The organism is Nocardia harenae NBRC 108248, from assembly GCF_001612885.1.
Classification (GTDB): Bacteria; Actinomycetota; Actinomycetes; order Mycobacteriales; family Mycobacteriaceae; genus Nocardia; species Nocardia harenae.
On the sequence record NZ_BDBH01000007.1, the window covers coordinates 611,935 to 636,060 of the forward strand.

General features: G+C 71.0%; 19 protein-coding genes. 10 read left to right on the top strand and 9 right to left on the bottom strand.

Annotated elements, in window-relative coordinates; all coding sequences use genetic code 11:
• Positions 1-9 precede the first annotated feature (9 nt).
• Positions 10-645, bottom strand: a complete 636-nt coding sequence (locus NH2_RS18390) for a winged helix-turn-helix transcriptional regulator (protein ID WP_067655865.1) — start codon at positions 643-645, stop codon at positions 10-12.
• Here NH2_RS18390 and NH2_RS18395 point away from each other — a divergent pair.
• Complete coding sequence (locus NH2_RS18395) at positions 545-1,369, top strand: alpha/beta fold hydrolase (protein WP_084505638.1); 825 nt, start codon at positions 545-547, stop codon at positions 1,367-1,369. The two genes, NH2_RS18390 and NH2_RS18395, sit on opposite strands and share 101 nt — an antisense overlap.
• Here NH2_RS18395 and NH2_RS18400 read toward each other — a convergent pair.
• Together NH2_RS18400 and NH2_RS18405 are read right to left on the bottom strand one after the other, a co-directional pair.
• Positions 1,360-2,034 (bottom strand): hypothetical protein, encoded by a 675-nt coding sequence (locus tag NH2_RS18400; protein ID WP_067655324.1) that lies wholly within the window; start codon positions 2,032-2,034, stop codon positions 1,360-1,362. The two genes, NH2_RS18395 and NH2_RS18400, sit on opposite strands and share 10 nt — an antisense overlap.
• A 93-nt stretch (positions 2,035-2,127) precedes the next feature.
• Positions 2,128-2,616: a nitroreductase/quinone reductase family protein gene (locus NH2_RS18405; protein ID WP_067655327.1), complete on the bottom strand. Its 489-nt coding sequence runs from the start codon at positions 2,614-2,616 to the stop codon at positions 2,128-2,130.
• Between the two features lie 130 nt (positions 2,617-2,746).
• Here NH2_RS18405 and imuA' point away from each other — a divergent pair, with 130 nt between their 5' ends.
• The 6 genes from imuA' (at position 2,747) to NH2_RS18435 (ending at position 14,293) form a co-directional block, all read left to right on the top strand.
• Positions 2,747-3,475: a DnaE2-dependent mutagenesis accessory factor ImuA' gene (gene imuA' / locus NH2_RS18410; protein ID WP_157103837.1), complete on the top strand. Its 729-nt coding sequence runs from the start codon at positions 2,747-2,749 to the stop codon at positions 3,473-3,475.
• 315 nt (positions 3,476-3,790) lie between these two features.
• Positions 3,791-7,333, top strand: a complete 3,543-nt coding sequence (gene dnaE / locus NH2_RS18415; protein ID WP_067655332.1) for a DNA polymerase III subunit alpha — start codon at positions 3,791-3,793, stop codon at positions 7,331-7,333.
• A 232-nt stretch (positions 7,334-7,565) separates the two neighbouring features.
• Positions 7,566-9,503 carry a cellulose biosynthesis cyclic di-GMP-binding regulatory protein BcsB gene (locus NH2_RS18420; protein ID WP_067655334.1) on the top strand — a complete coding sequence of 646 codons (1,938 nt, stop codon included), beginning with the start codon at positions 7,566-7,568 and terminating at the stop codon, positions 9,501-9,503.
• Positions 9,504-9,732: 229 nt separating this feature from the next.
• The gene (locus NH2_RS18425) at positions 9,733-11,214 is read left to right on the top strand and encodes a hypothetical protein (protein ID WP_157103838.1); all 1,482 of its coding nucleotides are present in this window, start codon (positions 9,733-9,735) and stop codon (positions 11,212-11,214) included.
• Positions 11,211-12,653 (top strand): glycosyltransferase, encoded by a 1,443-nt coding sequence (locus NH2_RS18430; protein WP_245650632.1) that lies wholly within the window; start codon positions 11,211-11,213, stop codon positions 12,651-12,653. The genes NH2_RS18425 and NH2_RS18430 overlap by 4 nt, the downstream gene beginning before the upstream one ends.
• Positions 12,650-14,293, top strand: a complete 1,644-nt coding sequence (locus tag NH2_RS18435) for a glycosyltransferase family 39 protein (RefSeq protein ID WP_067655343.1) — start codon at positions 12,650-12,652, stop codon at positions 14,291-14,293. Before NH2_RS18430 ends, NH2_RS18435 begins: the two co-directional genes overlap by 4 nt.
• Here the strand turns inward: NH2_RS18435 and NH2_RS18440 are convergent, their stop codons facing one another.
• The 4 genes from NH2_RS18440 to NH2_RS18455 are packed head-to-tail and all read right to left on the bottom strand — an operon-like array spanning position 14,294 to position 18,509.
• On the bottom strand, positions 14,294-15,226 hold the full coding sequence (locus NH2_RS18440) for a hypothetical protein (RefSeq protein WP_067655346.1): 933 nt from the start codon (positions 15,224-15,226) through the stop codon (positions 14,294-14,296).
• Positions 15,227-15,233: 7 nt separating this feature from the next.
• Entirely contained in the window at positions 15,234-16,322 is a 1,089-nt protein-coding gene (locus tag NH2_RS18445; protein ID WP_067655349.1) for an AAA family ATPase, read from the bottom strand.
• The gene (locus tag NH2_RS18450) at positions 16,319-17,500 is read right to left on the bottom strand and encodes a DUF262 domain-containing protein (protein WP_067655352.1); all 1,182 of its coding nucleotides are present in this window, start codon (positions 17,498-17,500) and stop codon (positions 16,319-16,321) included. The genes NH2_RS18445 and NH2_RS18450 overlap by 4 nt, the downstream gene beginning before the upstream one ends.
• Positions 17,501-17,528: 28 nt before the next feature.
• Positions 17,529-18,509 (bottom strand): beta-mannosidase, encoded by a 981-nt coding sequence (locus NH2_RS18455; RefSeq protein WP_245650633.1) that lies wholly within the window; start codon positions 18,507-18,509, stop codon positions 17,529-17,531.
• 96 nt (positions 18,510-18,605) lie between these two features.
• Between NH2_RS18455 and NH2_RS18460 the strand changes: the two genes are divergently transcribed.
• The 3 genes from NH2_RS18460 (at position 18,606) to NH2_RS18470 (ending at position 22,187) form a co-directional block, all read left to right on the top strand.
• Positions 18,606-19,010, top strand: a complete 405-nt coding sequence (locus NH2_RS18460; RefSeq protein ID WP_067655358.1) for a hypothetical protein — start codon at positions 18,606-18,608, stop codon at positions 19,008-19,010.
• Between the two features lie 133 nt (positions 19,011-19,143).
• Positions 19,144-20,880, top strand: a complete 1,737-nt coding sequence (gene treZ / locus NH2_RS18465) for a malto-oligosyltrehalose trehalohydrolase (protein ID WP_067655361.1) — start codon at positions 19,144-19,146, stop codon at positions 20,878-20,880.
• Positions 20,881-20,936: 56 nt separating this feature from the next.
• Positions 20,937-22,187 carry a serine hydrolase domain-containing protein gene (locus NH2_RS18470; protein WP_067655365.1) on the top strand — a complete coding sequence of 417 codons (1,251 nt, stop codon included), beginning with the start codon at positions 20,937-20,939 and terminating at the stop codon, positions 22,185-22,187.
• Between the two features lie 21 nt (positions 22,188-22,208).
• On the opposite strand, the gene ilvA is transcribed toward NH2_RS18470, so the two are convergent.
• Together ilvA and NH2_RS18480 are read right to left on the bottom strand one after the other, a co-directional pair.
• Positions 22,209-23,573 carry a threonine ammonia-lyase IlvA gene (ilvA, locus tag NH2_RS18475; protein WP_084505641.1) on the bottom strand — a complete coding sequence of 455 codons (1,365 nt, stop codon included), beginning with the start codon at positions 23,571-23,573 and terminating at the stop codon, positions 22,209-22,211.
• 53 nt (positions 23,574-23,626) lie between these two features.
• Positions 23,627-24,061, bottom strand: a complete 435-nt coding sequence (locus tag NH2_RS18480) for a nitroreductase family deazaflavin-dependent oxidoreductase (RefSeq protein WP_067655368.1) — start codon at positions 24,059-24,061, stop codon at positions 23,627-23,629.
• Between the last annotated feature and the right edge of the window lie 65 nt (positions 24,062-24,126).

Here is a 24,126-nt window from a genome sequence, read left to right on the forward strand (position 1 = left end):
ACAGGCCGATCAGGCGGCGAAGACGGCGCGGACGACGGCCTCGTCCCCCTCGATCTCCAACAGGCCGAGCGCACGGGCATCGCCGAGCGTGAAGGCCCCGGCCGCCAATCCGAGCAGGTAGACGGGCTCAGCGCGGACGGTGGCGTCGAGGTCGCGGCCGTCGCGCGGGCCGACCTCGAATCCGGAGTCCGTCGCGCACAGTTGCAGCGGCGCCTCCCCGATCTCGATGCCGATCGCCGCCGGGGAGCGCACCTCGACCCGGGCGCCGAGCAGCGCGGGGACGGCGAGCGCGAGCCACTCCGAGCGGAAGGCGTCATCCCCGGGGCCACGTGCCATCAGCGGTGTCGACCAGCGGATCAGGCTCTCGATCGGACCCCGCAGCTCGGCCCCCCACGGGGTCAGGGCGTACTCGATCACGCTGCCCGTGCCCGCCGGGCGCCGCTCGACGACGCCCGCGGCCTCGAGGTCGCGGAGCCGGTCGGCGAGCAGGTTGGTGGCGATGCCGGGCAGGCCGTCGCGCAGGTCGCGGTAGCGGGCGGGGGCGATGAGCAGCTGGCGGACGACGAGGAGCGTCCACCGGTCGCCGACGACCTCGAGGGAGCGGGCGAGCCCGCAGAACTGGTCGTTCCTCTGGCGCGAGGTCATCACCGCGCTGCGCGCCGACTTCCGGTGCATTGCCCTCGACTACCCGGGCTTCGGGCTGTCGACGGCGGCGCCCGGGTACTGCTACCTGCCCGAGGAGCACGCGCGGGTGGTCACGGCGTTCCTCGATGAGCTGCACCTGACTGGCGTCACCCTGGTCGGGCAGGACTGGGGCGGCATGATCGGCCTGGCCGCGGCGCAGCGGCGACCGGGCGTCGTCCAGCGGCTGGTGCTGGCCAATACCTGGGCCTGGCCGGTGAACGGCATCCCGCACTTCGAAGCCTTCTCGCGCATTATCGGCAGCACCCCCGCGCGTTTCCTGATCGAGCGGTTCAACCTGCTGGTCAACACCTTCATCCCCACGGGCCACCGGCGGCGCAGGCCGACCGCGGCCGAGATGGAGCACTACCGCAGGGCGCTGGAGACCCCCGAGCGGCGCGGGGCCTCCGCCGTGCTGCCGCGCCGGGTCCTCGGCAGCCGGGCCTTCTTCGCCGAGGTCGAGGCGGGGCTGCCCGCGCTCGCGCAGCTGCCGGCCCTGATCGTGTGGGGCGACGCCGATATCGCCTTCCGCCCCCGCGAGCGGGCCCGGCTGGAGGCGACCTTCCCCGAGCACACGACCGTGATCGTCGAGGGAGCAGGGACCTATGTGGAATCCGACGCCCCCGCGGAGTTCGTGGCCGCGCTCCGCGACTGGGCGCCGCTCCGCACCGGCTCCGCTCAGTTCTGACAGACCGGGTAGACCGCGGCGGGATGGCAGTGCGCGGGGCAGGCGAGCAGGTAGACCATATTGCCGAGCAGGAACCCGTCGTCGAAGGCGATCGCCGCGTCCGCCTGCGGGGTGTCGTGCCGGAACTCGCCGAAGTCGTAGTTCTCCGCGACCTGGCACAGGAACACCAGGTCCGTGCCGCAGGGGCAGCGCAGGTGCTCGGCGCCCTGGAACCAGTGCGGCGCACCGCCGACCTTGAAGTTTTGCAGCGGCCCTTCGTAGCCGGGGTGGTCGTCGATGTCCACCGCGCGCTCCAGCGTGAGCCGGTGCGGGCGCAGGTACGGGTCCGGCCCGGTGATCTCGGTGGCATTGCGCTGCACCAGGATTCGCCAGTGCGCGTGGTCGTTGGCGGGCGGATGGTCCCAGAATTCCGGCGGGAGCTGCCCGCTGGCCTGGAAGCAGGCGTCGCTCTCGACCGGGCACTGGAACACCAGGAGTTGGTCCCCGGCGAAGTGCGTGACGTCGGCCGGGACGCGGAGCTGGAAGTAGAGCGCCATCCTGGCGCCGCACGGGCACACCGGCCACGGCTGCCCGGCGTCCAGGACGGGGCTGCCGCCGATGGTGTCGAGATCTCCGGCGGCGGCGGGGTCGGCACCGGCTCGGATGATGTAGGTGTGCGCGTCCACGGGCTGCTCCCTTCGGGCCGCGTCCACCCTGGCAGGTACGTCCGCGCGGCGGCACGCCGGGCCGGGAAGCCGCCGTGCCGCGCGCGGTGTGCGCTACCGGGAGCCCGCCTCGCCGAGGGTGAGCACCACCAGCGGCATCGGCCGGTCGACCTTGGACTGGAAGTCCGCGAGCAGCGGGTTCTCGGCCAGCGCCCAGGCCGCGAACTCGTCGTACTCCGCCCCTTCGAGCACCTTGCCGGTGGCGCGGTGGGTCCGGTCCCCGAGCTCGACGGTGACCTGCGGATTCGCCTTGATGTTGTGCCACCACGCGGGGTACCGGTCCTCGACGAACGAACTCACGTACAGGGTGTCGCCGCGGTAGAGGGGGCCGAGCGGGGTGGTGTGCGGCTTGCCGCTCCTCGCGCCGGTGGTGGTGAGCAGGATGAGGTCGCCGCCCGCGTAGGCGCCGCCCACCTTGCCCGCGTTCGCCCGGAACTCGGTGATCACGTCGTCGTTCCAGCCGGCGATGCTGCCCTCCTGGTCCCATGCCTGGTTCCAGGGGGCGTTCGGGTCGTTGTAGTCGGTGATGTCGGATTCGCTCATGATTCGAGTATGTCCGGGGGTTAGGACGGATCCGGTCCTAAGTGGATCGGTATATCAAGATTGCGAACACCGGCGCTCCCGTAGCACGGGGGTGTGACAGACTCGAAAGTATGTTCGAGTGGATCTGGCGATGAGCGCGCGCGACCGGCTCGACCCGGAGCGCCTGGCCGCCCTGTCGAAGGCCGAGCGGGTGGCGGCGCTGCGCGACGTCATCGACCGGGTTCCCGCCGCCGCCCGCACCCCGGTGCTCGCGGTCCCGCCCGCGCTCGGCCCGATCTTTCCGGACGGCGGGCTGGCCACGGGGTCGACGGTGACCTACGCCGGGACCAGCGCGGTGCTGCTCGGGTTGCTGGCCGCCGTCACTGCCGACGGCGCGTGGGCCGCGCTGGTCGGCGGCGGGCGGCGCGGGCTGCTCGCCTTCCACGAGATGGGCGGTGCGCTGGAGCGGCTCGCCGTCATTCGGGATCCGGGGCAGGATCCGCTCGGCGTGGTGGCGGCGCTGACCGACGGGATCGATCTCGTCGTGCTCGATCACCGGGTCGCCGTCCCGCCCGCCAGGGCGCGGACGCTGGCGGGGCGGGTGCGTACGCAGAAGGCCGTGCTGCTGATCGCGGGGCAGGACTGGCCGCACCCGGACCTGCGGATTCGCAGTCGCCTGGCCGGGGCGTACGGGCTCGGGGCCGGGCGCGGGCGGTTGCGGGGGCTGGAGGTGGAGGTGGCGACGCTGGACCGGACCGGCCGGGTCCGGGAGGTGACCGCCGTGCTGGATGGGGTGGGCGGGCGCACCGGGTGGAGCGCCGCGGACGAGGGGCCGGGCAGCGCGGTGCGGCCGCCCGCTACCGATCAGCGGACGGGGTGAGCCCGGTGCCGCGACCGGACCGCCCTGCCCCCGCTGCCGGATGGCCGCCGGACCGCGCGGACCTCGGTGCCGGATGTTCGCCGCGGCGCCACCCGATGGCGGATCCCGGACCGAACCGGAGCCGTTTCCGGCGCGCCGGAGGCGACGCGCCGAGATGCATACCGCCCGTCCCGCAGCGTCGGCGGGGCGGCTCGCACGGGCTCGCACCGACGCCTAAACTCGGCCACTCGGGCCGGATCGACGGCGGGGCGGCGCGCCTCCTCGCCGAGCGAAATGCGTCCCGATCCCGTCGCGACCCTGGGAGGTAGGACCGTCTTGGCCGAGTCCGGTTTCGTTCACCTGCACAACCACACCGAGTACTCGATGCTCGACGGCGCGGCCAAGATCTCGCCGCTCTTCGCCGAGGCGAACCGGCTCGGGATGACCGCGGTTGGCATGACGGACCACGGCAACATGTACGGCGCCTCCGAGTTCTACAACTCCGCCAAGAAGGCCGGTATCACACCGATCATCGGGATCGAGGCCTACATCGCGCCCGGCTCCCGCTTCGACACCAAGCGCGTGCAGTGGGGCGACCCGAGCCAGAAGGGCGACGACGTCTCCGGCTCCGGCGCCTACACCCACATGACCATGGTCGCGGAGAACGCGACCGGGCTGCGCAACCTGTTCAAGCTCTCCAGCCTGGCCTCGATCGAGGGCCAGCTGGGCAAGTGGGCGCGGATGGACGAGGAGATCATCGCCGCGCACGCCGAAGGCATCATCGCCACCACCGGCTGCCCGTCGGGCGAGGTGCAGACCCGGCTGCGGCTCGGCCACGAGCGCGAGGCGCTGGAGGCGGCGGCCAAGTGGCAGGAGATCTTCGGCCCGGAGAACTTCTTCCTCGAGGTGATGGACCACGGCCTCTCCATCGAGCGCCGGGTGCGCGAGGGGCTGCTGATGATCAGCAAGCAGCTCGACATCCCGCCGCTGGCCACCAACGACTGCCACTACGTCACCAAGGACCAGTCGACCAACCACGAGGCGCTGCTCTGCATCCAGACCGGCAAGACGCTGTCCGACCCGACCCGGTTCAAGTTCGACGGCGACGGCTACTACCTCAAGTCAGCCGCCGAGATGCGCGCCATCTGGGACGCCGAGGTGCCAGGCGCCTGTGACAACACGGTGCTCATCGGCGAGCGGGTGCAGTCCTACGACGAGGTCTGGCAGCACCGCGACCGGATGCCGGTCTTCCCGGTGCCCGACGGCGAGACCGAGGCCAGCTGGCTGCGCAAAGAGGTCGCCCGCGGCCTGGACCAGCGCTTCCCCGGCGGGGTGCCGCGCGAGTACGCCGACCGGGCCGACTACGAGATCAGCGTCATCCTGGAGATGGGCTTCCCGGCCTACTTCCTGGTCGTCGGCGACCTGATCAAGCACGCGCGCGAGGTCGGCATCCGGGTCGGCCCCGGCCGCGGCTCGGCGGCCGGTTCGCTGGTGGCCTACGCCCTGCACATCACGAATATCGACCCGATCCCGCACGGCCTGCTCTTCGAGCGCTTCCTGAACCCCGAGCGCGTCTCGATGCCGGATATCGATATCGACTTCGACGATCGCCGCCGCGGCGAGATGGTGCGCTACGCCACCGAGCAGTGGGGCACCGACAAGGTCGCCCAGGTGATCACCTTCGGCACCATCAAGACCAAGGCCGCGATCAAGGACTCGGCGCGGGTGCTCTACGGCCAGCCCGGCTTCGCCATCGCCGACCAGATCACCAAGGCGCTGCCGCCGCCGATCATGGCGAAGGACATTTCCGTATCGGGAATCACGGATCCGAACCACGAGCGGTACAAGGAGGCCGCCGAGGTCCGCGAGCTGATCAACAGCAACCCGGACATCGCCAAGATCTACGAGACGGCGCGCGGCCTGGAGGGGCTGATCCGCAACGCGGGCGTGCACGCCTGCGCGGTGATCATGTCCTCGGAGCCGCTCACCGATGCCATCCCGGTCTGGAAGCGGGCCCAGGACGGCGCCATCATCACCGGCTGGGACTACCCGTCCTGCGAGGCCATCGGGCTGCTCAAGATGGACTTCCTGGGCCTGCGCAACCTCACCGTGCTCGGCGACGCCATCGACAACGCCAGGCTCAACCGCGGCATCGAGATCGACCTGGACGCCCTGCCGCTGGACGACGAGGCCACCTACCGGCTGCTGCAGCGCGGCGACACGCTCGGCGTCTTCCAGCTGGACGGCGGCCCCATGCGCGACCTGCTGCGCCGGATGCAGCCCACCGCCTTCGAGGACATCGTTGCCGTCGGCGCGCTCTACCGCCCCGGCCCGATGGGGATGAACGCGCACAACGACTACGCGGACCGGAAGAACGGGCGGCAGGAGGTCAAGCCGATCCACCCGGAGCTGGCCGAGCCGCTGAAGGAGATCCTGGGCGAGACCTACGGCCTGATCGTGTACCAGGAGCAGATCATGCACGTCGCGCAGAAGGTGGCCGGGTACTCGCTCGGCCGCGCCGACATCCTGCGCCGCGCCATGGGCAAGAAGAAGGCCGAGGTGCTGGCCGCGGAGTTCGAGGGCTTCGAGGCGGGCATGCGGGCCAACGGCTACTCCACGGCCGCCATCAAGGCGCTCTGGGACACCATCCTCCCGTTCGCCGGCTACGCCTTCAACAAGTCGCACGCCGCCGCCTACGGCCTGGTCTCCTACTGGACCGCCTACTTCAAGGCGAACTACCCCGCCGAGTACATGGCGGCGCTGCTCACCAGCGTCGGCGACGACAAGGACAAGGCCGCCGTCTACCTCTCGGACTGCCGCAGGCTCGGCGTGCACGTGCTTCCCCCGGACGTGAACGAGTCCGAGCTGAACTTCGCCTCGGTCGGCACCGACGTGCGGTTCGGGCTCGGCGCGGTGCGCAATGTCGGCGCCAATGTGGTGGCCTCGATCCTGGCGGCGCGCAAGGAGAAGTCGAAGTACACCGACTTCTCCGACTACCTGAACAAGATCGATACCGTCGCCTGCACCAAGAAGGTCACCGAGTCGCTGATCAAGGCGGGCGCCTTCGACTCGCTCGGGCACCCGCGCAAGGGGCTGCTGCTCATCCACTCGGACGCCATCGACGCGGTGATGACCACCAAGAAGGCCGAGGCGATCGGGCAGTTCGACCTCTTCGGCGGGATGGACGCCGACGAGTCGATCACCTCGGTCTTCAATGTCTCGGTGCCGGACGACGAGTGGGAGTCCAAGCACCGGCTGGCGCTGGAGCGCGAGATGCTCGGGCTCTACGTCTCCGGGCACCCGCTCAACGGGGTCGAGCACGTGCTGGCCGCGCAGGCCGACACCCAGATCCCGGCCATCCTGGAGGGCGACCTCAAGGACGGCACCCAGGTGACCGTCGGCGGCATCCTGGCCTCGGTGAACCGCAGGGTCAACAAGAACGGCCTGGCCTGGGCCTCGGCCCAGCTCGAGGACCTGACCGGCGGCATCGAGGTGCTCTTCTTCCCGCAGTCGTACCAGCTCTACGGCATGGACGTGGTCGAGGACGCCATCGTGCTGGTGAAGGCGCGGGTCAGCGTGCGCGACGACCGGGTCTCGCTGATCGCCAACGACCTCGCGGTGCCGGATCTCTCCGCCATCGGCGTGGCCAAGCCGCTCGCCGTCACCATGACCACGCGGAACTGCACCCCGGACAAGGTCAGCGAACTCAAGCGGGTGCTCACCAGGCACCCGGGCACCGCGGACGTGCACGTGCGCTACGTCGGCGCCAGGGAGAAGACCACCGTGCTCAAGCTCTCCGACTCGCTCCGGGTCTCGCCGTCCTCGGCGCTCATGGGCGACCTCAAGGCGCTGCTCGGCCCCGGCTGCCTGGCGAGCTGAGCTCCAGGCGGGCCCGCTGGGCCGCCCGGCGGTGCCGCGCCTGTCCCGCTGCCGGGCTGCCCAGCGCGGCCAAGTGGCAGGCACTGTGCTGCCGCGGGACCGGATCGACCCGGGTGCCCGCGGCACCGCCCGGAAACCGACACGCACTCGCACGCACCGAAGTGACCTGCGCTTACGGCGCTATGGTCGAGCCGTTCGTCCTGATCTCGGCTCGTGTGGTGGAGGTGTGGGCATGACGGTCGCCGGCTCGATCCGGTCCGGTATCGCGCGCTGCGCGGCGGCCGGGGTCGCGGTGCTGCTGCTGACCGCGCCCGCGGGGGCGACGCCGCTCCGGCGGGACGCGCAGTTCCCGCTCCCCGCGCTCGGGCTCACCGCGGCGCAGACCTTCGAGGGCCGCGACGACGTGGTCGCACTGGTGGTCCCGGTGCCGCCCGGCATGGCGCCCGCCGCGCTGCGCGGCACCCTCCAGGTCGCCCCGGACGCCGGGACCGGGCGGATCGATGTCGAGGTGCAGGGGCGGGTGGTCGGCTCGGTCGAGGTGCCGCCGGGCAGCTCCACGCTCCCGGTGAGTTTCCCGCTGGCCGGGGTGCCGGTGGTGAACGGCGCGGCCACGGTCACGCTGCACTCGCACCTGACCGCCATGGGGGCGGGCTGGTGCGCGGCGGAGCCGGGCACGCTCACCCTCGTGGACACGAGCGTCGACTACACCGGCGACGAGGTACAGCCCGCGGTGATCGCGGACTTTCTGCCGCCGGTGCTGAACCGGCTCACGCTCTACCTGCCCGCCACCCCCTCGGCGGCGGAGAGCGCCGCCGCGCTGGAGCTCGGCACCGCGGTGGTGGCCAGGTACGCCAATCAGACCGTCGCGGTGGAGCTGCGCCCGCTCGGGCCGGGCAACACCGTCCCCGCCGACCCGCCGGGGCTGCTGGAGCGCCGGGTGGTGATCACCGAGGCGGACACCGCGGGCACCACCCTGCGGACGACGGCACCGGGCGGCCCGGTGCTCGCGGTCACCGGCCGCGGCCCCGAGCTGCGCATCCAGGCCCGGCTGATCACCAGCAATATGGCCTGGATCGCCGCGGACACCGACGCCGTCGCCGGTTCGCTGGAGCAGGCGCCGAAGCTCGCCCCGGACAGCGTCACGCTGCGCGGGCTCGGCGTCACCACGCTGAGCGCGACCGGGCCGGGCCGGGTCCGCATCCCGATCGCGGTGGACCAGACCCGGCTCGGCCGGCCATCCGGAAATGTGCGGATCCACCTGCGCGGCAATTACACCCCGCTGCCGGAGGTGGCGAACGGCCAGCTGGTGGTGAATATCGGCGACAGCCCGCTGGCCAGCTGGCCACTGGACGGCTCCGGCCGCATCGACCGCTGGATCGATGTCCCGGATCGGTTGCTCGGCCGTTTCACGGAGGTCGTGGTCGGGCTGCAGGTCGCGGGGACCGCGCTCTGCGAGGCGGCGCAGCCGATCACGCTCACCCTGGACCCGGAGAGCACGGTGACCAGCGAACTCCTGGTGCCGCCGGTGCCGGGCGGCTTCGAGGCGCTGCCGCAGGCGCTCATGCCGGTCGTGCAGGTCGGGCTGAGCGCGGGCACGCTCGCCGACGCGAACCGCGCGCTCGGCCTGCTCGCCGGAGTGCAGCGGATGACGCTGACGCCGCTGCGCCCGGAGCTGGTCCCGCTGGACGCCGCGCTCGCCTCGGACCGCCCCGCCGTCCTGATCGCCGCCGACGGCGGGCTCCCGGACTCGCTCGACCTGCCGCTCACCGTGACCGGCCCGACCGTCACCGTCGCCGACCCCGGCGGCGGCCCCGCGCAGCGCGTCGACCTGACCGGCCAGCGGCTCGGCTCGCTGCAGGCCGCCTGGAGCGGCGACCGCATGGTGCTGGTCGCCACCTCCACCGGCGATCCCGCCGCCGCCGACCGGGTGCTGGATTGGCTGCGCGCCGAGCCGGACCGCTGGTACGGGCTGCGCGGCGGCGTCCTGGTGCAGACCGGCGACCGGGAGCCGGTGCTGCTGCAGGAACCGGCCGCGCCTGCCGTCGAGCGCCCCGCCGACGACCACACCACGGTGCTCGTCGCGGGCGCGGTGCTGCTCGGCATCGGGTTGATCGGCGCCGTTGTCGTGCTGCTCGCCCGAGCCCGCCGGAACCCCGGCCGCCGGGCGTGAGACGGGCACCGGCCGTGCGCGAGGTACCGGGAAGTCGGAAGCCGCCGGACGCGCGAGCGAAACCCGTTGTGCCGCACGTGAAACGGGCAGTGCGCGAGGTACGGGGGAGCCGGAGGCCGCCGGGCGCGCGGGCGAAATCCGGTGTGCCGGGAACGCCGGGCGCCGGGGCCGCGCGGTGGTCACCGAGCGGGCGGGCCGCGTCGCCGACAGCGTCCGGCCGGGGTGCGCCGTGAGCACCGAGACGGCGGCGCGTGCCCCGCTCTGGTTCCGGCACCCGATCATCGCGATCACCCTGCGCTGGGCGCCCATCGTCGGCGGCGGCGCGATCGCCTTCGACGCGTCGCTGAACCGCCTGCAACCCAGCGCCGAGAACGGCCAGCGCATCGGCTACCTGGTGCTGCTCCCGCTGCTCGCGCTGGTGGCCGCGCTCGGCATCGCCCGGCGCCGGTACCGCGAGCTGCCGATCCACGACCGGCAGGTGGACTACATCGTCGGCGGGATGGCGCTGATCCTGGCGGTGGTGATCGTCGGGCTGCTGGTCCCCCGCTACCCCGACACCTTCGACCTGCTGCGGCTGGACATGTACGCGGGCGTCGCCTACTACTTCGGCGGCTGCGTGCTCATGTTCGGGCTGCGCGCGACCGGGCGGTTCTGGCCGGTCTGGCTGGTGGTGGTGCTCTTCGGCCCGCTGCCGTACCGCGCGCTCGCGGTGCTGCTCGGCGGCGACTGGAAGGCATCGGCGCTGGTGTCGGTGCTCTTCGTCGGGTTCTGCGCGGGGATCGCGGTGGCCCGCACCTGGCGGCGCGGGCTGCTCGGCGCGGTGCTGGGGCTGCTGGTCGGGCTGGTGCTGGTCGGGCTGCTCGACCTGGCGACCACGGGCATCCCGAATCCCTTCGCGCAGCAGCTGCCCGCCGCCATCGCCGCGGCGGCGGTCGGGCTCTACTTCATCTGGCACACCATCAGGAACAAGGAGCCGAACGCGCACCTCGTCCCGCGCCGCGAGCCGACGGTCACGCGGCCGTGGCCCGCGCTGATCCTGCTGGCCGCCATCACCCTCGCGCTCTTCCTGCTGCCCCTGCCGCCCCCGATCGACCAGCGGATCGGCACCGGCCCGCCGCTCGCCGACGTCCCCGGGCTGAGCGTGCCGGACGGCTGGACCCAGACCGGGTTCGCCCGGCTGGACTGGGCGCCGCAGTACTACGGCACCGGCGCCACGCTGGTCCGCCAGGTGGTGACCGCCGACCGCGTGGTCGACGCCTGGGACGCCAAGGGCCGCAGGCGCACCCTTGTGGTCGACACCCTGAACACCGACGACGTCTTCACCCTGCAGGTCTACCCGGGCCAGACGCTGTACTCCACCATCTACGCCCGCCGCTCCGACCCGCTCACCATCGAGCTGGCCCCCGGCCAGACCGGCCGGATCTACACCATCGTGGACGAGAACCTCTTCCTCACCTGGACCTACCTGAGCTTGATCTGGCGCCGCGGCGCCGTGGTGCAGTCGGTGCGGGTGATCGCGGTCGACAACCACGAGCCGGATGCCCCGTTCCCCGAGCCGACGCCGAACATGGGCTCGATCGCCGCCCAGACCTTCACCATCCTGATGCGCGGCAATGCCGTCGCGGTGGACGACAAACCCGAGTACAAGGACGTCGACCTGCTCACCACCTTCGGCCGGGCGCTGGTCGCCAGGCAGTGGGAGGCGCCGTGACCGATCCCGCGTTCCGCGCCGCCGCGCTGCACGACGCCGTCTCCGGGCTGCGCGAGCGCACCCCGAGCGCGTCGGCGGCGGTGCCCTTCACGCCGTGGCAGCGCGCCGTCGCGCTGGTGCTGCTCGCACTGCTGGTGGCGGGCGGCATCGTCGCGCCGATCCCCACCCTCACCACGCTCACCGCGGTGAGCACGCTGGCCTACGTCGCCGCGCTGCTCGACCGGCTGGTGATCTTCCGGCGCGGGCTGCCCGCCGACGCCATCGTGCAGATCGACGACGACGAGGCGCGCGCCATCCCGGACGCCGAGCTCCCGCCCTACACCGTGCTCATGCCCGCCTACGACGAGACCGAGGTGATCGGCCAGCTCATCGCCGCCATGCGCGCGCTCGACTACCCCGCCGACAAACTGCAGATCCTGCTGCTGCTGGAGGAGGACGACGACACCACCATCGCCGCCGCGGCCGCCGCCGGGGTGGAGCAGGTGGCCACCGTTGTGCTGGTACCCGCCGCCGACCCGCGCACCAAACCCAAGGCCTGCAACTACGGGCTGCACTTCGCCACCGGCGAGATTCTCACCATCTACGACGCCGAGGACATCCCGGACCCGCTGCAGCTGCGCAAGGTGGTCGCCACCTTCGCCCGCTCGGACCCGCGCACCGCCTGCGTGCAGGCCAAGCTCGCCTTCCGCAACGGCAGGCAGAACCTGCTCACCGGCTGGTTCACCGTGGAGTACGACGTCTGGTTCAGCTACCTGCTGCCCGGCGTCATGCGGGTGAACGCGCCGATCCCGCTCGGCGGCACCTCCAACCACCTGCTGCGCCGGGTGCTCGACCACATCGGCGCCTGGGACCCGTACAACGTCACCGAGGACGCCGACCTCGGGGTCCGGCTCGCGATCAACGGCTACCGCACCGCGGTGCTGAACTCGATCACCTGGGAGGAGGCGAACAGCGACCCGATCAACTGGCTGCGCCAGCGTTCCCGCTGGTACAAGGGGTACCTCCAGTCCTGGCTGGTACACACCAGGCACCCGGTGCGGCTCTGGCGCTCGATCGGCCCGGCCGCCTTCCTGCGCTTCACCCTGCTGCTCGCCGGCACCCCGCTGATCGCCTGCGTGAACGCGCTCTTCTGGCTGGTGCTGGTGCTCTGGCTGCTCGGCCAGCCGCGCGCGGTGGGCTTGGTCTTCCCGCCCGCGGTCTACTACCCGGCGCTGATCAGCCTGGTGCTCGGCAACGCGCTGACCATCTACATGAATCTGATCGGCTGCCGCGAGGGCCGCGACCCCCGGCTGCTCGTCGCCTGCCTGACCGTGCCGATCTACTGGTTCATGATGAGCATCGCCGCCATCAAGGGGGTGTGGCAGCTGCTGCGCAACCCGTCGTACTGGGAGAAGACCGCGCACGGGCTGGAGGTCACGACCGACGAGCCCGCGCCGTGAGGACGCGGCTGCTCTTCGCCGGTGCGGCCCTGGTCTACCTGGTGCTCGGCTGGCTGCTCGCGGTGCGTTACGGCTACCTCATGGGCGACGCGCTGAGCCGGGTGCAGGCGGTGCAGGCGGTGCTCTTCAGTCGCGACCCGCACCTGGCCGCCATCGGCTTCGTCTTCACCCCGCTCACCGCGCTGCTGGAGCTGCCGCTGGTAGCGCTGAGCCCGTGGCTGCCCGCGCTGACCCGGTACGGCGTGGCCGGGGTGGTGGTCTCCGCGCTCTTCATGGCGGGCGCGGTGGTGCAGGTGTACGGAATCGGCGTGGACCGCGGCGCGCCCCGGTGGCTGACCGCGCTGGTGACGGCGGTCTTCGCGGTGAACCCGATGATCCTCTGCTACGCCCTGACCGGGATGAGCGAGGCGCCGTTCGTCTTCTGCGTCTGCTGGGGGGTGCGCAGGCTGATCCGCTGGGTCCGCACCGACGACATCCACGACCTGATCACCGCGGGCGCCGCGCTCGGGCTCGGTTACCTGGCCAGGTACGACGCCGTGGTGCCGATCGCGGTCGCCGCCGCCTTCGTCGCGCTGCGCAGCTACCGGGCGAGCCGCGGCCGCACCAGGGGCGACCGGCTGGCCGCCGGGGTGCTGGACGCGCTCATCCTGATCGGGCCCGGCGTGCTCGCGGTGCTCACCTGGTTCGTCACCAGCTGGCTGCTCACCGGCGAGGGGCTGGCCCAGTTCAGCTCCGCCTACGGCAATGCCGCCATCATCGAGCAGTCCGGCGGCGCGGCGCAGCAGGGGCTCGCCGCGCTCGGCTTCTCCGCGGCCGGCCTGCTGGTGCTCGCCCCCGCGCTGCCGCTGATCGCACCGGTCGCGCTGGCGCTCGGCCTGCGCCGCCGGGACGTCGAGGTGCTGGTGCCGACGCTGGTCCTCGGCTCGGTGCTCGCCTTCCAGGCGTACGCCTACTTCCGCGGCGCGACCTTCCCGCTGCTCCGCTTCTACATCGCGGGCATTCCGCTGGTCTGCGTCTACACCCTGCAGCTGGCCCCGCCGGTCGGCGCGCCCCCCGCCCGCCGCCCCGGCCGCAATGCCCGCCCGCGCGGCGCCGCCCTGCCCCGCGCCCGCGCCGCCGCCGCGCTCGCCGCCGCGCTGCTGGTGCTGAGCCTGCCGCTCACCGCACTCGGCCTCGCCGAGCCGACCCTCTCGGTGCAGCAGTACGCGCTGCGCTCGCTCTTCACCGGACCCGGCGACACCGCGCCCACGGTCGACACCGAGCGCCGCATCCTCGCCTCCTTCCGCACCGAGCGCGCCATCGCCGACTACCTCGACGCGCAGCACCTCCCGGACGGCTCGGTCGTCACCGACTCCGTCTCCGGCTTCGGCATCGTGGTCGCCTCGGACAATCCCAAGCAGTTCGTCATCCCCTCCGACGAGGATTTCATCACCGTCCTCAGCGACCCCGCCGCGCACGGCGTCCGCTACATCCTCGCCGTCCCGGCCACCGGCCGCGGCGCCGCCGACGCGGTCAACCGGCGGTATCCGACCATCTACGAGAACGGGGGTGAGGTCGCTGTCCTGGAGCTGGAGGCGCCGAACGACGGGCAGGACCAGCCGGATTGGCGGTTGTACCGGGTGATCCCGCCACGTGGCTGATCAGGTCGTCATATGGCGGACGAAGAAGCCGACGTATACCCGTCCGCTCTGCACCGCGAAATGCACCCGGTTACGATGACGCTCCAGTTTGACGTGCCACTCGCACACCACGTCCCCCTCGTCGAACGTCACGGTCCGCTTTCGCATCGCCTTCACGTTGGCGTGCGTCTTCGGGCTCTCCGGCGAGCAGTTGACACTCGCCCGGCTCTGCATCTGACTCATCCGGCGATGCGGCTCTACCTCAGAGGCCCACACCGCGGCGGCATGGTCGGCGAGGCCCCCGAGATTGCGTACCAGAAGCGGCCACACGGCGAGACGCGCGCCCTCGAATCTGCTGACCTGTGCCCAGATTCCATCGGCGAAGACCGTTCGCGGAAAGAACAGTTCGGCGTGCGCTTCCAGGTCCGCCACCGAGTGCTCGTCCCGACACAGGATGCGCCGCCAGAATTCAGGTGCGTCGCGCTCCGACCGGAGAAAGTACACCGTCGACTCGCGCCCCGGATCCGCTATGTCGGCAACCACGCACTCTCCCGACCGTGCCGCGTGCTGCGTCGTGAGACAGGCCAAGTCGTAGCCCGATCGTGCTTTCACCGCGGCGATACCGGCGCTGGGTGCGATGGCGACGTCGGCGCCATCGATCCGATATGCGAGTTCATCCGGTTCGTCGTCGTACTTCCCCACGCGGTCCAGCGCGGTCCACAGGGCATTGCGGATATCACGGTCGATGCCGCGGTCCGATAGAAGCTCGGGAAGCCGCCGGCCATCGCTCGACTCGATATCGAAGAGAAACTCGGACCGCCGGATCTCGGCGGGCGTGCTGCGTGCGTAGTCGAGCAACACGAGGAATCGGTCGAACGAGTCCTCGATCTCGGCCGGGTCCGCGGTGTCGAACGCGAACCCGGATTCGTCGATGACGAACCGCCACCCCCACACGGTGCCGCTACCCCCTTCGTCGTCGGTTGATCTCTCGAAGGTCGGTCTCGATCTGATCGAAGAAGCCGTCGGGCCAGTCACTCATCGCCCCGCGCGAATCGATGGAGAGACGGACCGGAGTCGGCTCCCGGCCGAAGTAGTACACAATCGCCGCGCTGTGCTCGAGGCTGTCTCCGGTCGCGATCGCTCGGCGAATGCCGTTCAGTACGTGATCACTGTGCGTCTCGACGATAACCTGAACGCCGCTCGCCGCTACGACGGCGAGGAAACGACCGAGGGCGGATTGAGCCGCGGGATGCAGATGGGCCTCGGGGCTGTCGATGATGAGAAGTGCGTCGCCGGGCACGGACAGTGCGGCAACGACGATCGGCAGGATGTAGCTGATACCGAAGCCGGTGTTGGTCAGCAACATCCACTCGTCCTCGAATCCGCCGGCGTGCACGTGCAGGGTTGCGAAGCCGGTTCGGGGCACGATCTGGGCTTCGATCTGCATCGGTCCCACGAACTCGCTCATCCAGGCTTCGACCTGGTGCCGCAGGAGTGCCGTCGCGGCTTCGGGGTGCCGCCGCGCTTCATCGATACGCATGCGATCGCCCGATGCCAGGATGTGCGCGACGAAACGGCCGTCCTCGCCTACCACCGCGGTGCCGTGTTCGACGAGCGGCGAGGTGGGATGGCTGGTGCGGGGGCCGATTCGCTCCGCCGCGAGGTAGGTGTACTCGGCACCCCGCGCGCCGATCGGTGGTACGGGGTCGAGGGGACGTACATCGACGTCCAGCCGCGCCGCGTCGGACGCTCGCGCACCCGTGAATTGCCATTCGTTGTGCCGGTCGCCGGCGCGCAGCCCGATAGTGATGATGTCCGATGAGGCTCCGGCGGAGAGCACGTCGGAGGCGCGGCCCAGATCGATGCCGGGGCAGCCGGTGAGCGGGACGAAGTCTTCGTTCGACAGAGCGCTCTGGTGCACGACGTTGAGCGCCTGCACGATCGTGCTCTTTCCCCCGCCGTTGACGCCGGCGAGAACGGTTATGCGCCCCAGAGGCAGGGTAACGTGCCGAAACCTCTTGAAGTTGGAGATCGAGATCTCTTCGATCACGGCATTGCCGATTTCATGATAATCCGCGGAATTTCGAACCGCTTCTTTACGCGACGAGAATCGGCGGTCGAAGTGCTGATGGCTGCTATGTATCCGACGTTTTTGGTCATGGCCTTCCGGGCCAGCTCGACTATCTTCTCCCGGTTCGTTTCCAGAGCGGACCGGTCGTAGTCGGCAAGAACCACTCCCCAGCTCTCGAACAGTGCTCGGTTGATTGGCGACTTGTGCTCCGAGTTGGTGGGCCACTTGCGGAAGGCGTGGTCACCGAAGACTGCCCGAGCATTGACCATCGCGCGTTCCAGATCGTTGAACCACCCATCGAGCTGTGCGTCGGTAACGAGCTCGGGGTTGTCGATATCCGTGGTAGTCGCGTCCAGAAGTTGTTCCAGCGACCCGAATCGGTCGTACTCTTCGATTCTGCCCAGTCGGCGGAAGGCGATGAAGCGCAGTGCGGCCTCGCGATCGTGCATACGGACGTGATCCTTCAGGACGTGGCCGGTGGCTTCGTTGAAGCTGGGACTCGCGACGCAGCGCTTCAATAGCTCCCGGCTGCGCGTTCGGCTCATGCAGTGGCGGATCTCCATGGCATTCAGTGGCTCCCCGCCGGTGTTGATCCGCTTGAAAATATCGTACTTGACTTCGTGCGGAGTGGACGGATCGATCACGTGAGTAACGATCTGAGCGTTGAGGAGGCGCCGTTTCAGTAGCGAAGAAAGCTGGCTGAAAGATTTGCCGTGTTCGTCCCGAAGGTACTCGAGATCTTTCAGGGGAAAGGCTTCTTCGCGTGCATACTCATGGATAGTCGACAGCCGCTGCAAGCCATCGACCACCCGCAGCAAACCGTCTTCATCCTCCGCAAAGTAGAAGGCGGGAAGTGGAATTTGAAGCAGTAGGCTCTCGATGAGGCGGGATTTCTGCCGGGGCTTCCATACCTTGTTGCGCTGAAAATCGGGCGCGAGCTCGATATCGTCGGAATCGATCATGTCGAGCACGTTCCGGAGCGAGAAGCTCTTCGTGGCGACCCGAATCTTCTCCGGATCCCACGGTTGCACGTCTCGCTCGTCGGCCGATGCGTCGGCGGGGCGTTCGACCTCGACTCCGGTAGCGCGCCCGTCGAAAACCTCTTCGACGGGCTCTTCTTCTTCGAACGGGAAACCCAGCTCCTCATCGACCGCCATGTGCGGAGAGTCTACGCAGCGTTCAGCACTATTCCCGGGCCAGCATGCTGAAGAGCGGGTCGCCGGGGCCGATGTCGTAGGTCTGCTGGCCCGGGCGCGGGTCCGGGACGAAGGCCCAGAGCAGGGCGCCCGCCGTGCCCGCCGCGCGCTGGCCGTCGATCTTGTCCGCGATATCGGCGGCGCGCTGGGCCAGTGACGCCGGTGACTGGTCGCTGTGCTGCCCGATCTCGGCCACCAGCAACGGCTTTCCGGCGGCACCCGCCTGTTCGATACGGCGGGCGAGGCCGTTCCACTGGTCGCCGGGGAGCGGGACGCCGTCGGCGCCGTAGTCGTGGTACTGCATGATGTCGACGTTCGGCGACTCGGCGATCAGCCCGTATTCGTCTCCGGCGGAGCCGCATTGGCCGCCGCCGAGCAGCCCGGCGGTGATGGGGGTGCCGGGGGAGTTGGCGCGGACGATCGCGCCCGCCTCGTCCATGAAGGCGCGCAGCACGGCGGCGGCGTCCGGCGGGCAGGTGCGGGCGTTCCAGGCGCAGTCGCCGCCGGGGCAGATGCCGGGCTCGGGTTCGCCGACGAGTTCCCAGGCGGCGAGCGCGGGGGAGCCGTGCCAGCGGGCGGTGGCGGCGGCGGTCCAGGCGGCGAAGCGGCCGCGCCAGCCGTCGATGTACCAGTCGTGCTGCTTGAACTGCTCGTCCTCGCAGGCGCCGTCCTGGGCGCTGAGGACCGGGATCAGCAGCTGCCCGTAGCTCTCCGCCGCGGTGAAGACCGCGTCGATCGGGCCCCAGTCCCGCGTGCCGGTGACGCGGTGCGTGGCCAGCGCCTCGAAGGCATTGAACCGGGTGAGCGAATTCGGGTGCAGTGCGGAGAAATACGACCCGAGGTCGACCTGGGCGCCGCAGCCGCGGTTGATCGACCAGTCGGTGGCGAGCTGGTAGGCGTTCAACCCGGCGGGCCACCACGGCGCGCCGTCCAGTCGCAGTTCCCCCCGGTGCACGCTGACTGTCGGCATCACCCCAGTGTGGACGTTGACCGAACGTTAAGGGGGCGAAAAGCGGAGGACCGCATTCTTTTCTCAACACCGACCGAGACACACAGGAGTAAGACAATGAACGTCCTTCGCGCCCAGTTCCGGCTGCTGGCCCTCGCGTTCACCGCGCTGGCGGCCGCCGCCGCGCTGACCATCGCGGGTGCGTCGGGATCGGCCGCCGCCGGGGTCTTCACCGAGCTGAAGCTGCAGCCGGGCACCAGCAGCGGCGGCATCGGCGGCGCCGTGGTCCGCGGCGACTCGGACACGTACATCCTGGAGGCCCGCTCCGGCCAGCTGTTCAGTGCCGGGCTCGGCTCGGTCGAGGACAACGCGGCCTTCACCCTGATCGCCCCGGACGGCACCATCCTCGCCATCGAGGAGACCTACACCGAGGTCTGGCTGCCGCTCTCCGGGAACTACGTCCTCGATATCGCGCCGACCCGCGGCAATACCGAGTACTACCTGCAGATCGAGATTCTGTAGCACTCCCGGCGGTGGGGCGGCGTGTCAGCCCGCCCACCCGCCCACCGCACGGGTCACGAGGCCGCCGGTCCACACGGACCGGCGGCCTTTCCCGTGCTCGGCACGCGAGCCTCGGACGTGGAATCCTGGCCGGGTGACTCTCTTCGAGGTGTGGGCGCCCCGGCCGGATCAGGTCCGTCTCGATCTCGACGGCGAGGTGCACCCCATGCATCGCGACCACGAGGGCTGGTGGCGGGCCGAGGTCCCGGCCGCCCCCGGCGCCGGGTACGGCTTCCTGCTCGACGACGACCCCACCGTGCTGCCGGACCCGCGCTCGCCCCGGCAACCGGACGGCGTGCACGGCCGCTCGGCGCTCTGGAGCCCGGACCCGGAGCTCTGGACCGACGCCGCCTGGCCCGGCCGCGGGCTGCCGGGCGCGGTCTTCTACGAGCTGCACATCGGCGCCTTCACCCCGGAGGGCACCTTCGACGCCGCCGTCGGCAAGCTCGACCACCTGGTCGACCTCGGCGTCACCACGGTCGAGCTGATGCCGGTGAACGCCTTCGACGGCACGCACAACTGGGGCTACGACGGTGTGCTCTGGTACGCGGTGCAGGAGTCCTACGGCGGCCCGGCCGGATTGCAGCGCTTCGTCGACGCCTGCCACGCGCGGGGGCTCGCGGTGGCGCTGGACGTCGTCTACAACCATCTCGGCCCCTCCGGCAACTACCTGCCGAGGTACGGCCCGTACCTCACCGACGGCCGCAACACCTGGGGCCAGAGCCTCAACCTGGACGGCCCCGGCTCCGACCACGTGCGCAGGCACATCCTGGACAACGCCCTGCGCTGGCTGCGCGACTTCCATATCGACGCGCTGCGCCTGGACGCGGTGCACGCCCTGGTCGACCGCACCGCCGCGCACCTGCTGGAGGAGCTCGCCACCGAGGTCGCGGTGCTGGCCGCCCGGGTCGGCCGCCCGCTCACCCTGGTCGCCGAGAGCGACCTCAACGACCCGCGGCTCATCACCCCGCGCGCGGCGGGCGGGTACGGCCTCACCGCACAGTGGAACGACGACTTCCACCACGCCGTGCACGCCGCCGTCTCCGGCGAGCGGCAGGGCTACTACGCCGACTTCGGCAGCCTGGAGTGCCTGGCCACCACGCTGACCCGCGGGTTCTTCCACGCCGGGACGTACTCCAGCTTCCGCGAGCGCAGGCACGGGCGGCCGGTGGAGCGCGCCACCACGCCGCCGTCGGCGCTCTTCGGCTACACCTGCGACCACGACCAGATCGGCAACCGGGCCATCGGCGACCGGCCGTCCATGAACCTCACCGACGGCCAGCTGGCGATCAAGGCCGCGCTGGTGCTGCTGGCCCCGTTCACCCCCATGCTCTTCATGGGCGAGGAGTGGGGCGCGCGCACGCCCTTCCTCTTCTTCACCTCGCACACCGACCCGGAGATCGGCGCCGCCACCGCCACCGGCCGCAGGGCGGAGTTCGCCGAGCACGGCTGGGCCACCGATGAGGTCCCCGATCCGCAGGACCCGGCGACCTTCACCCGCAGCAAGCTGGACTGGACCGAATCCGCCGACCCGGCCGGGGCCCGGCTGCTCGAGCTCTACCGCGACCTGCTCGCCGTGCGCAGGCTGCGCCCCGAGTTCACCGGCACCTGGATCCCAGACCACGCGGTCCGCTACAGCCGGGCCGAGAACTGGATCGTGGTCGCCCGCGGCGGCCTCGAGCTGGCCTGCAACCTCGGTACCGAGCCGGTGGTAGTACCGGTGACCGGTATCACAGTACTGGCCTCGGCCGAGCCGGACAGCGCGCCCGGCACCGCGGGCACGGTGCTCCCCGGCCACTCTTTCGCGCTGCTGGCCTGCGAGAACGATTGAATCACCGTCTCGGACGGACGATTGCCGGAGCCGGAACGCGCGACTACCGTTGTTCTATGAGCACCGTTGCTTCCGCCGGCGATTGCGCCGAGCTACCTGACGGTGTCGGCGGCAGCGCCGGCACCGAGTTCGCCCCGCTGATCCGCACCTTCGCGCGGGTCTTCGGCCATCGCAGGGACGCGGGGGCCGCGCTCGCGGTGTACCGGCACGGACAACCACTCGCTCACATCTGGACCGGCTACGGCGGCGACCGGCCCTGGACCGCCGAGACCGGCACCCTGGTCTTCTCCGCCACCAAGGGCATCACCGCCACCGTCATCCACCGCCTCGCCGACCGCGGGCTCATCGACTACTACGCCCCGGTTGCCGAGTACTGGCCGGAGTTCGGGGCCAACGGCAAGGCCGCCATCACGGTCGAGCAGCTCATGACGCACCGCGCCGGGCTCTCCGCGCTGCGGCAGGTCGCAGGCAACACCACCGAGGTGCTCGACCACGAGCTCATGGAGCAGCGCCTCGCCGCCGCCGCGCCGGACCACCTGCTCGGCACCCCGACCTACCACGCGCTCACCTACGGCTGGCTCATGAGCGGGCTGGCCCGCTCGGTCACCGGCAAGAGCATGGGGCAGCTCTTCCGCGAGGAGGTCACCGAGCCGCTCGGCATTCGCGACGGGCTGCACCTCGGCTACCCGGGCCCCGGCTCGGCCACCCGGTACGCGCCCATGGCGGGCAGCCAGCTGAGCGCCGCCCGCAACCCCATCGCGTCAGTGGTGCTCGGCCGCGGGCACGGCATCCCCGGCGTGGTCGGTGCCGCCGTGCGCTGCCTCTTCGTCCCCGGGCTGGAGGCCATCCTGGAGGGCGCGCAGCCCTCGCTGCTGCAGACCGAGCAGGGCGCCGCGAACGGCGTCTGCACCGCCTCCGCCCTGGCCACCGTGTACGGCGCGCTGGCGGGCGACGGCGTGGTGCGCGGCGAGCGCTACCTCTCCGGCCACACGCTGCACGAGATGCGCAAGGTGCGCAGCTACCAGCTGGACCACGCGCTGTTCTACCTGCCGATGATGTGGCACCTGGGGTACCACTCCATCCCGGTGCCCGGCGGGCACACCGGCTTCGGCCACATCGGGCTGAACGGTTCGTTCGGCTGGGCCGACCCGCGCTCCGGCATCTCGGTCGGCTTCGTGCACAACCGCTTCACGCTGCCGTTCTTCGGCCTCGACATCTCCACCGTCGCCTGGCTGCTCCCGCTCATCGTCGGCTGCGTGCGCAACGCCCCGGCCGAGCTCGCCCCCGCCACCCGCTCCGCGGCGTGAGCGGGCGGCGGGCGGGCCGGGTCAGGTGAGGTAGCGGTACGCGGGGGAGCCGGGGTCGAGCCGCTCGCAGTTGATCGGCGAGCTCGCGATCCGCTGCAGCAGCGCGTCCAGGCCGTCGGCGGCGCCGAGCTCGATGCCGACCAGCGCGGCCCCGGTCTCCCGGTTGTTGCGCTTGACGTACTCGAAGACGGTGATGTCGTCGTCCGGGCCGAGCACCTCGTCCAGGAAGCGGCGCAGCGCCCCCGGCTCCTGCGGGAAGTCGACCAGGAAGTAGTGCTTGAGCCCCTGGTGCACCAGCGAGCGCTCGATGATCTCGTTGTACCGGGAGACGTCGTTGTTGCCGCCGGAGACCAGCACCACCACCGTCGAGCCGGGCGGCACCGAGATCTCGGCGAGCGCGGCGGTGGCGAGCGCGCCGGCCGGCTCGGCGATGATGCCCTCGTTCTGGTACAGCTCCAGCATGGCGGTGCAGATGGCGCCCTCGTCGATCTGCATGAGCCCGAAATCGCCCGCGCCGGTGCCCCCGGCCGGTGCCGCGAGCAGCGGCAGCGAACCGTGCGAGACCACCCGCCCGCCGAACTCGGCGACCGCGGCGAACGGCACCGCGCCGATCCGCCGGACGGCGGCGCCGTCCACGAACGGATCGATCTCCGGCAGCGTCACCGGGCCACCCGCCACCAGCGCCGCCGTCATCGAGGCGGCGCCCGCCGGCTCGACGCCGAGGATGCCGGTGTGCGGGGAGCGGTCGCGCAGGTAGGTGCCGACCCCGGCCAGGCAGCCGCCGCCGCCGACCGGGACGACGACCAGGTCCGGCGCGGTCTCCAGCTGGGCGAGGAACTCGGCGGCGATGGTGCCCTGCCCGGCCGCGGTGCGCGGATCGTCGAAGGGCGGGACCATGGTGGCCCCGGTGCTCGCCACGTCGTCGGCGGCGGCCGCGGCGGCCGCGTCGAAGTTCTCGCCGATCGCGATGAGTTCGACGAACTCGCCGCCGTGCACCCGGATGCGATCGCGCTTCTGCTTCGGTGTCGTGGTCGGCACGTAGATCCGGCCGCGCACCCGCATGGCCTGGCAGGCGTAGGCGACGCCCTGCGCGTGGTTGCCCGCGCTGGCGGCCACCACCCCGGCGGCGCGCTCGGCGGCGGTGAGCTGGACCATGAGGTTGTAGGCGCCGCGCAGCTTGTAGGAGCGGACCGCGGTGAGATCCTCGCGCTTCAGGTACACCGTCGAACCGGTGAGCGCCGATAGCCGCGGGCTGTGCTGCAGCGGCGTCGGTTCGATGATGTGCCGAATTCGCTCCGCCGCGAGGTCGATCTCGGCAGCGGTGAGTGCCGGATGCGTGCTGGACTGGGGCTCGAGTACCGGAAGCGGATTGGACACCCGGTCCATGGTGCCACCCGGCGCGCGCGCCGCGCGCGCCGGGTGGCGGCCGTCCGGGCTGGTCAGCGCGGTTCGAGCACGAAGACGGGGATTTCCCGGGTGGTCTTGGTCTGGTAGTCGGCGTAGTCCGGCCAGACCGCGACCGCGCGCTCCCACCAGGCGGCCTTCTCCTCGCCGGTCACCTCGCGCGCGGTGTAGTCCTTGGTCTCGGTGCCGTCGCGCAGCTCGACGTGCGGGTCGGCCTTGATGTTGAAGTACCAGACCGGGTGCTTGGGGGCGCCGCCGAGCGAGGCCACCACCGCGTACTCGCCGCCGTGCTCGACCCGCATGAGCGGGGTCTTGCGCAACTTGCCGGTCTTGGCGCCGCGGGTGGTGAGCAGGACGACCGGGACCCCGCGCAGCGTGGTGGCCTCGGTGCCGCCGGAGTTCTCGTACTGCTCCGCCTGCTCCCTGGCCCAGCCGGACGTGCTTGGTTCGTACTCTCCTGTAAGAGGCATGCAACCAGTAACTCGCACAGCGGGCCGGACTGTTCCCGTGACACACGAAACAGAAAAGTTCGGTG

What these genes read in the sequence shown, in the direction of transcription:
- NH2_RS18395 (WP_084505638.1), top strand. Translation starts at nt 545, where the DNA reads ATGAGCAGCTGGCGGACGACGAGGAGCGTCCACCGGTCGCCGACGACC.
- NH2_RS18390 (WP_067655865.1), bottom strand. Translation starts at nt 645, where the DNA reads ATGACCTCGCGCCAGAGGAACGACCAGTTCTGCGGGCTCGCCCGCTCC.
- NH2_RS18405 (WP_067655327.1), bottom strand. Translation starts at nt 2,616, where the DNA reads ATGAGCGAATCCGACATCACCGACTACAACGACCCGAACGCCCCCTGG.
- imuA' (WP_157103837.1), top strand. Translation starts at nt 2,747, where the DNA reads ATGAGCGCGCGCGACCGGCTCGACCCGGAGCGCCTGGCCGCCCTGTCG.
- NH2_RS18420 (WP_067655334.1), top strand. Translation starts at nt 7,566, where the DNA reads ATGACGGTCGCCGGCTCGATCCGGTCCGGTATCGCGCGCTGCGCGGCG.
- NH2_RS18450 (WP_067655352.1), bottom strand. Translation starts at nt 17,500, where the DNA reads ATGGCGGTCGATGAGGAGCTGGGTTTCCCGTTCGAAGAAGAAGAGCCC.
- NH2_RS18455 (WP_245650633.1), bottom strand. Translation starts at nt 18,509, where the DNA reads ATGCCGACAGTCAGCGTGCACCGGGGGGAACTGCGACTGGACGGCGCG.
- NH2_RS18460 (WP_067655358.1), top strand. Translation starts at nt 18,606, where the DNA reads ATGAACGTCCTTCGCGCCCAGTTCCGGCTGCTGGCCCTCGCGTTCACC.
- NH2_RS18470 (WP_067655365.1), top strand. Translation starts at nt 20,937, where the DNA reads ATGAGCACCGTTGCTTCCGCCGGCGATTGCGCCGAGCTACCTGACGGT.
- ilvA (WP_084505641.1), bottom strand. Translation starts at nt 23,573, where the DNA reads ATGGACCGGGTGTCCAATCCGCTTCCGGTACTCGAGCCCCAGTCCAGC.
- NH2_RS18480 (WP_067655368.1), bottom strand. Translation starts at nt 24,061, where the DNA reads ATGCCTCTTACAGGAGAGTACGAACCAAGCACGTCCGGCTGGGCCAGG.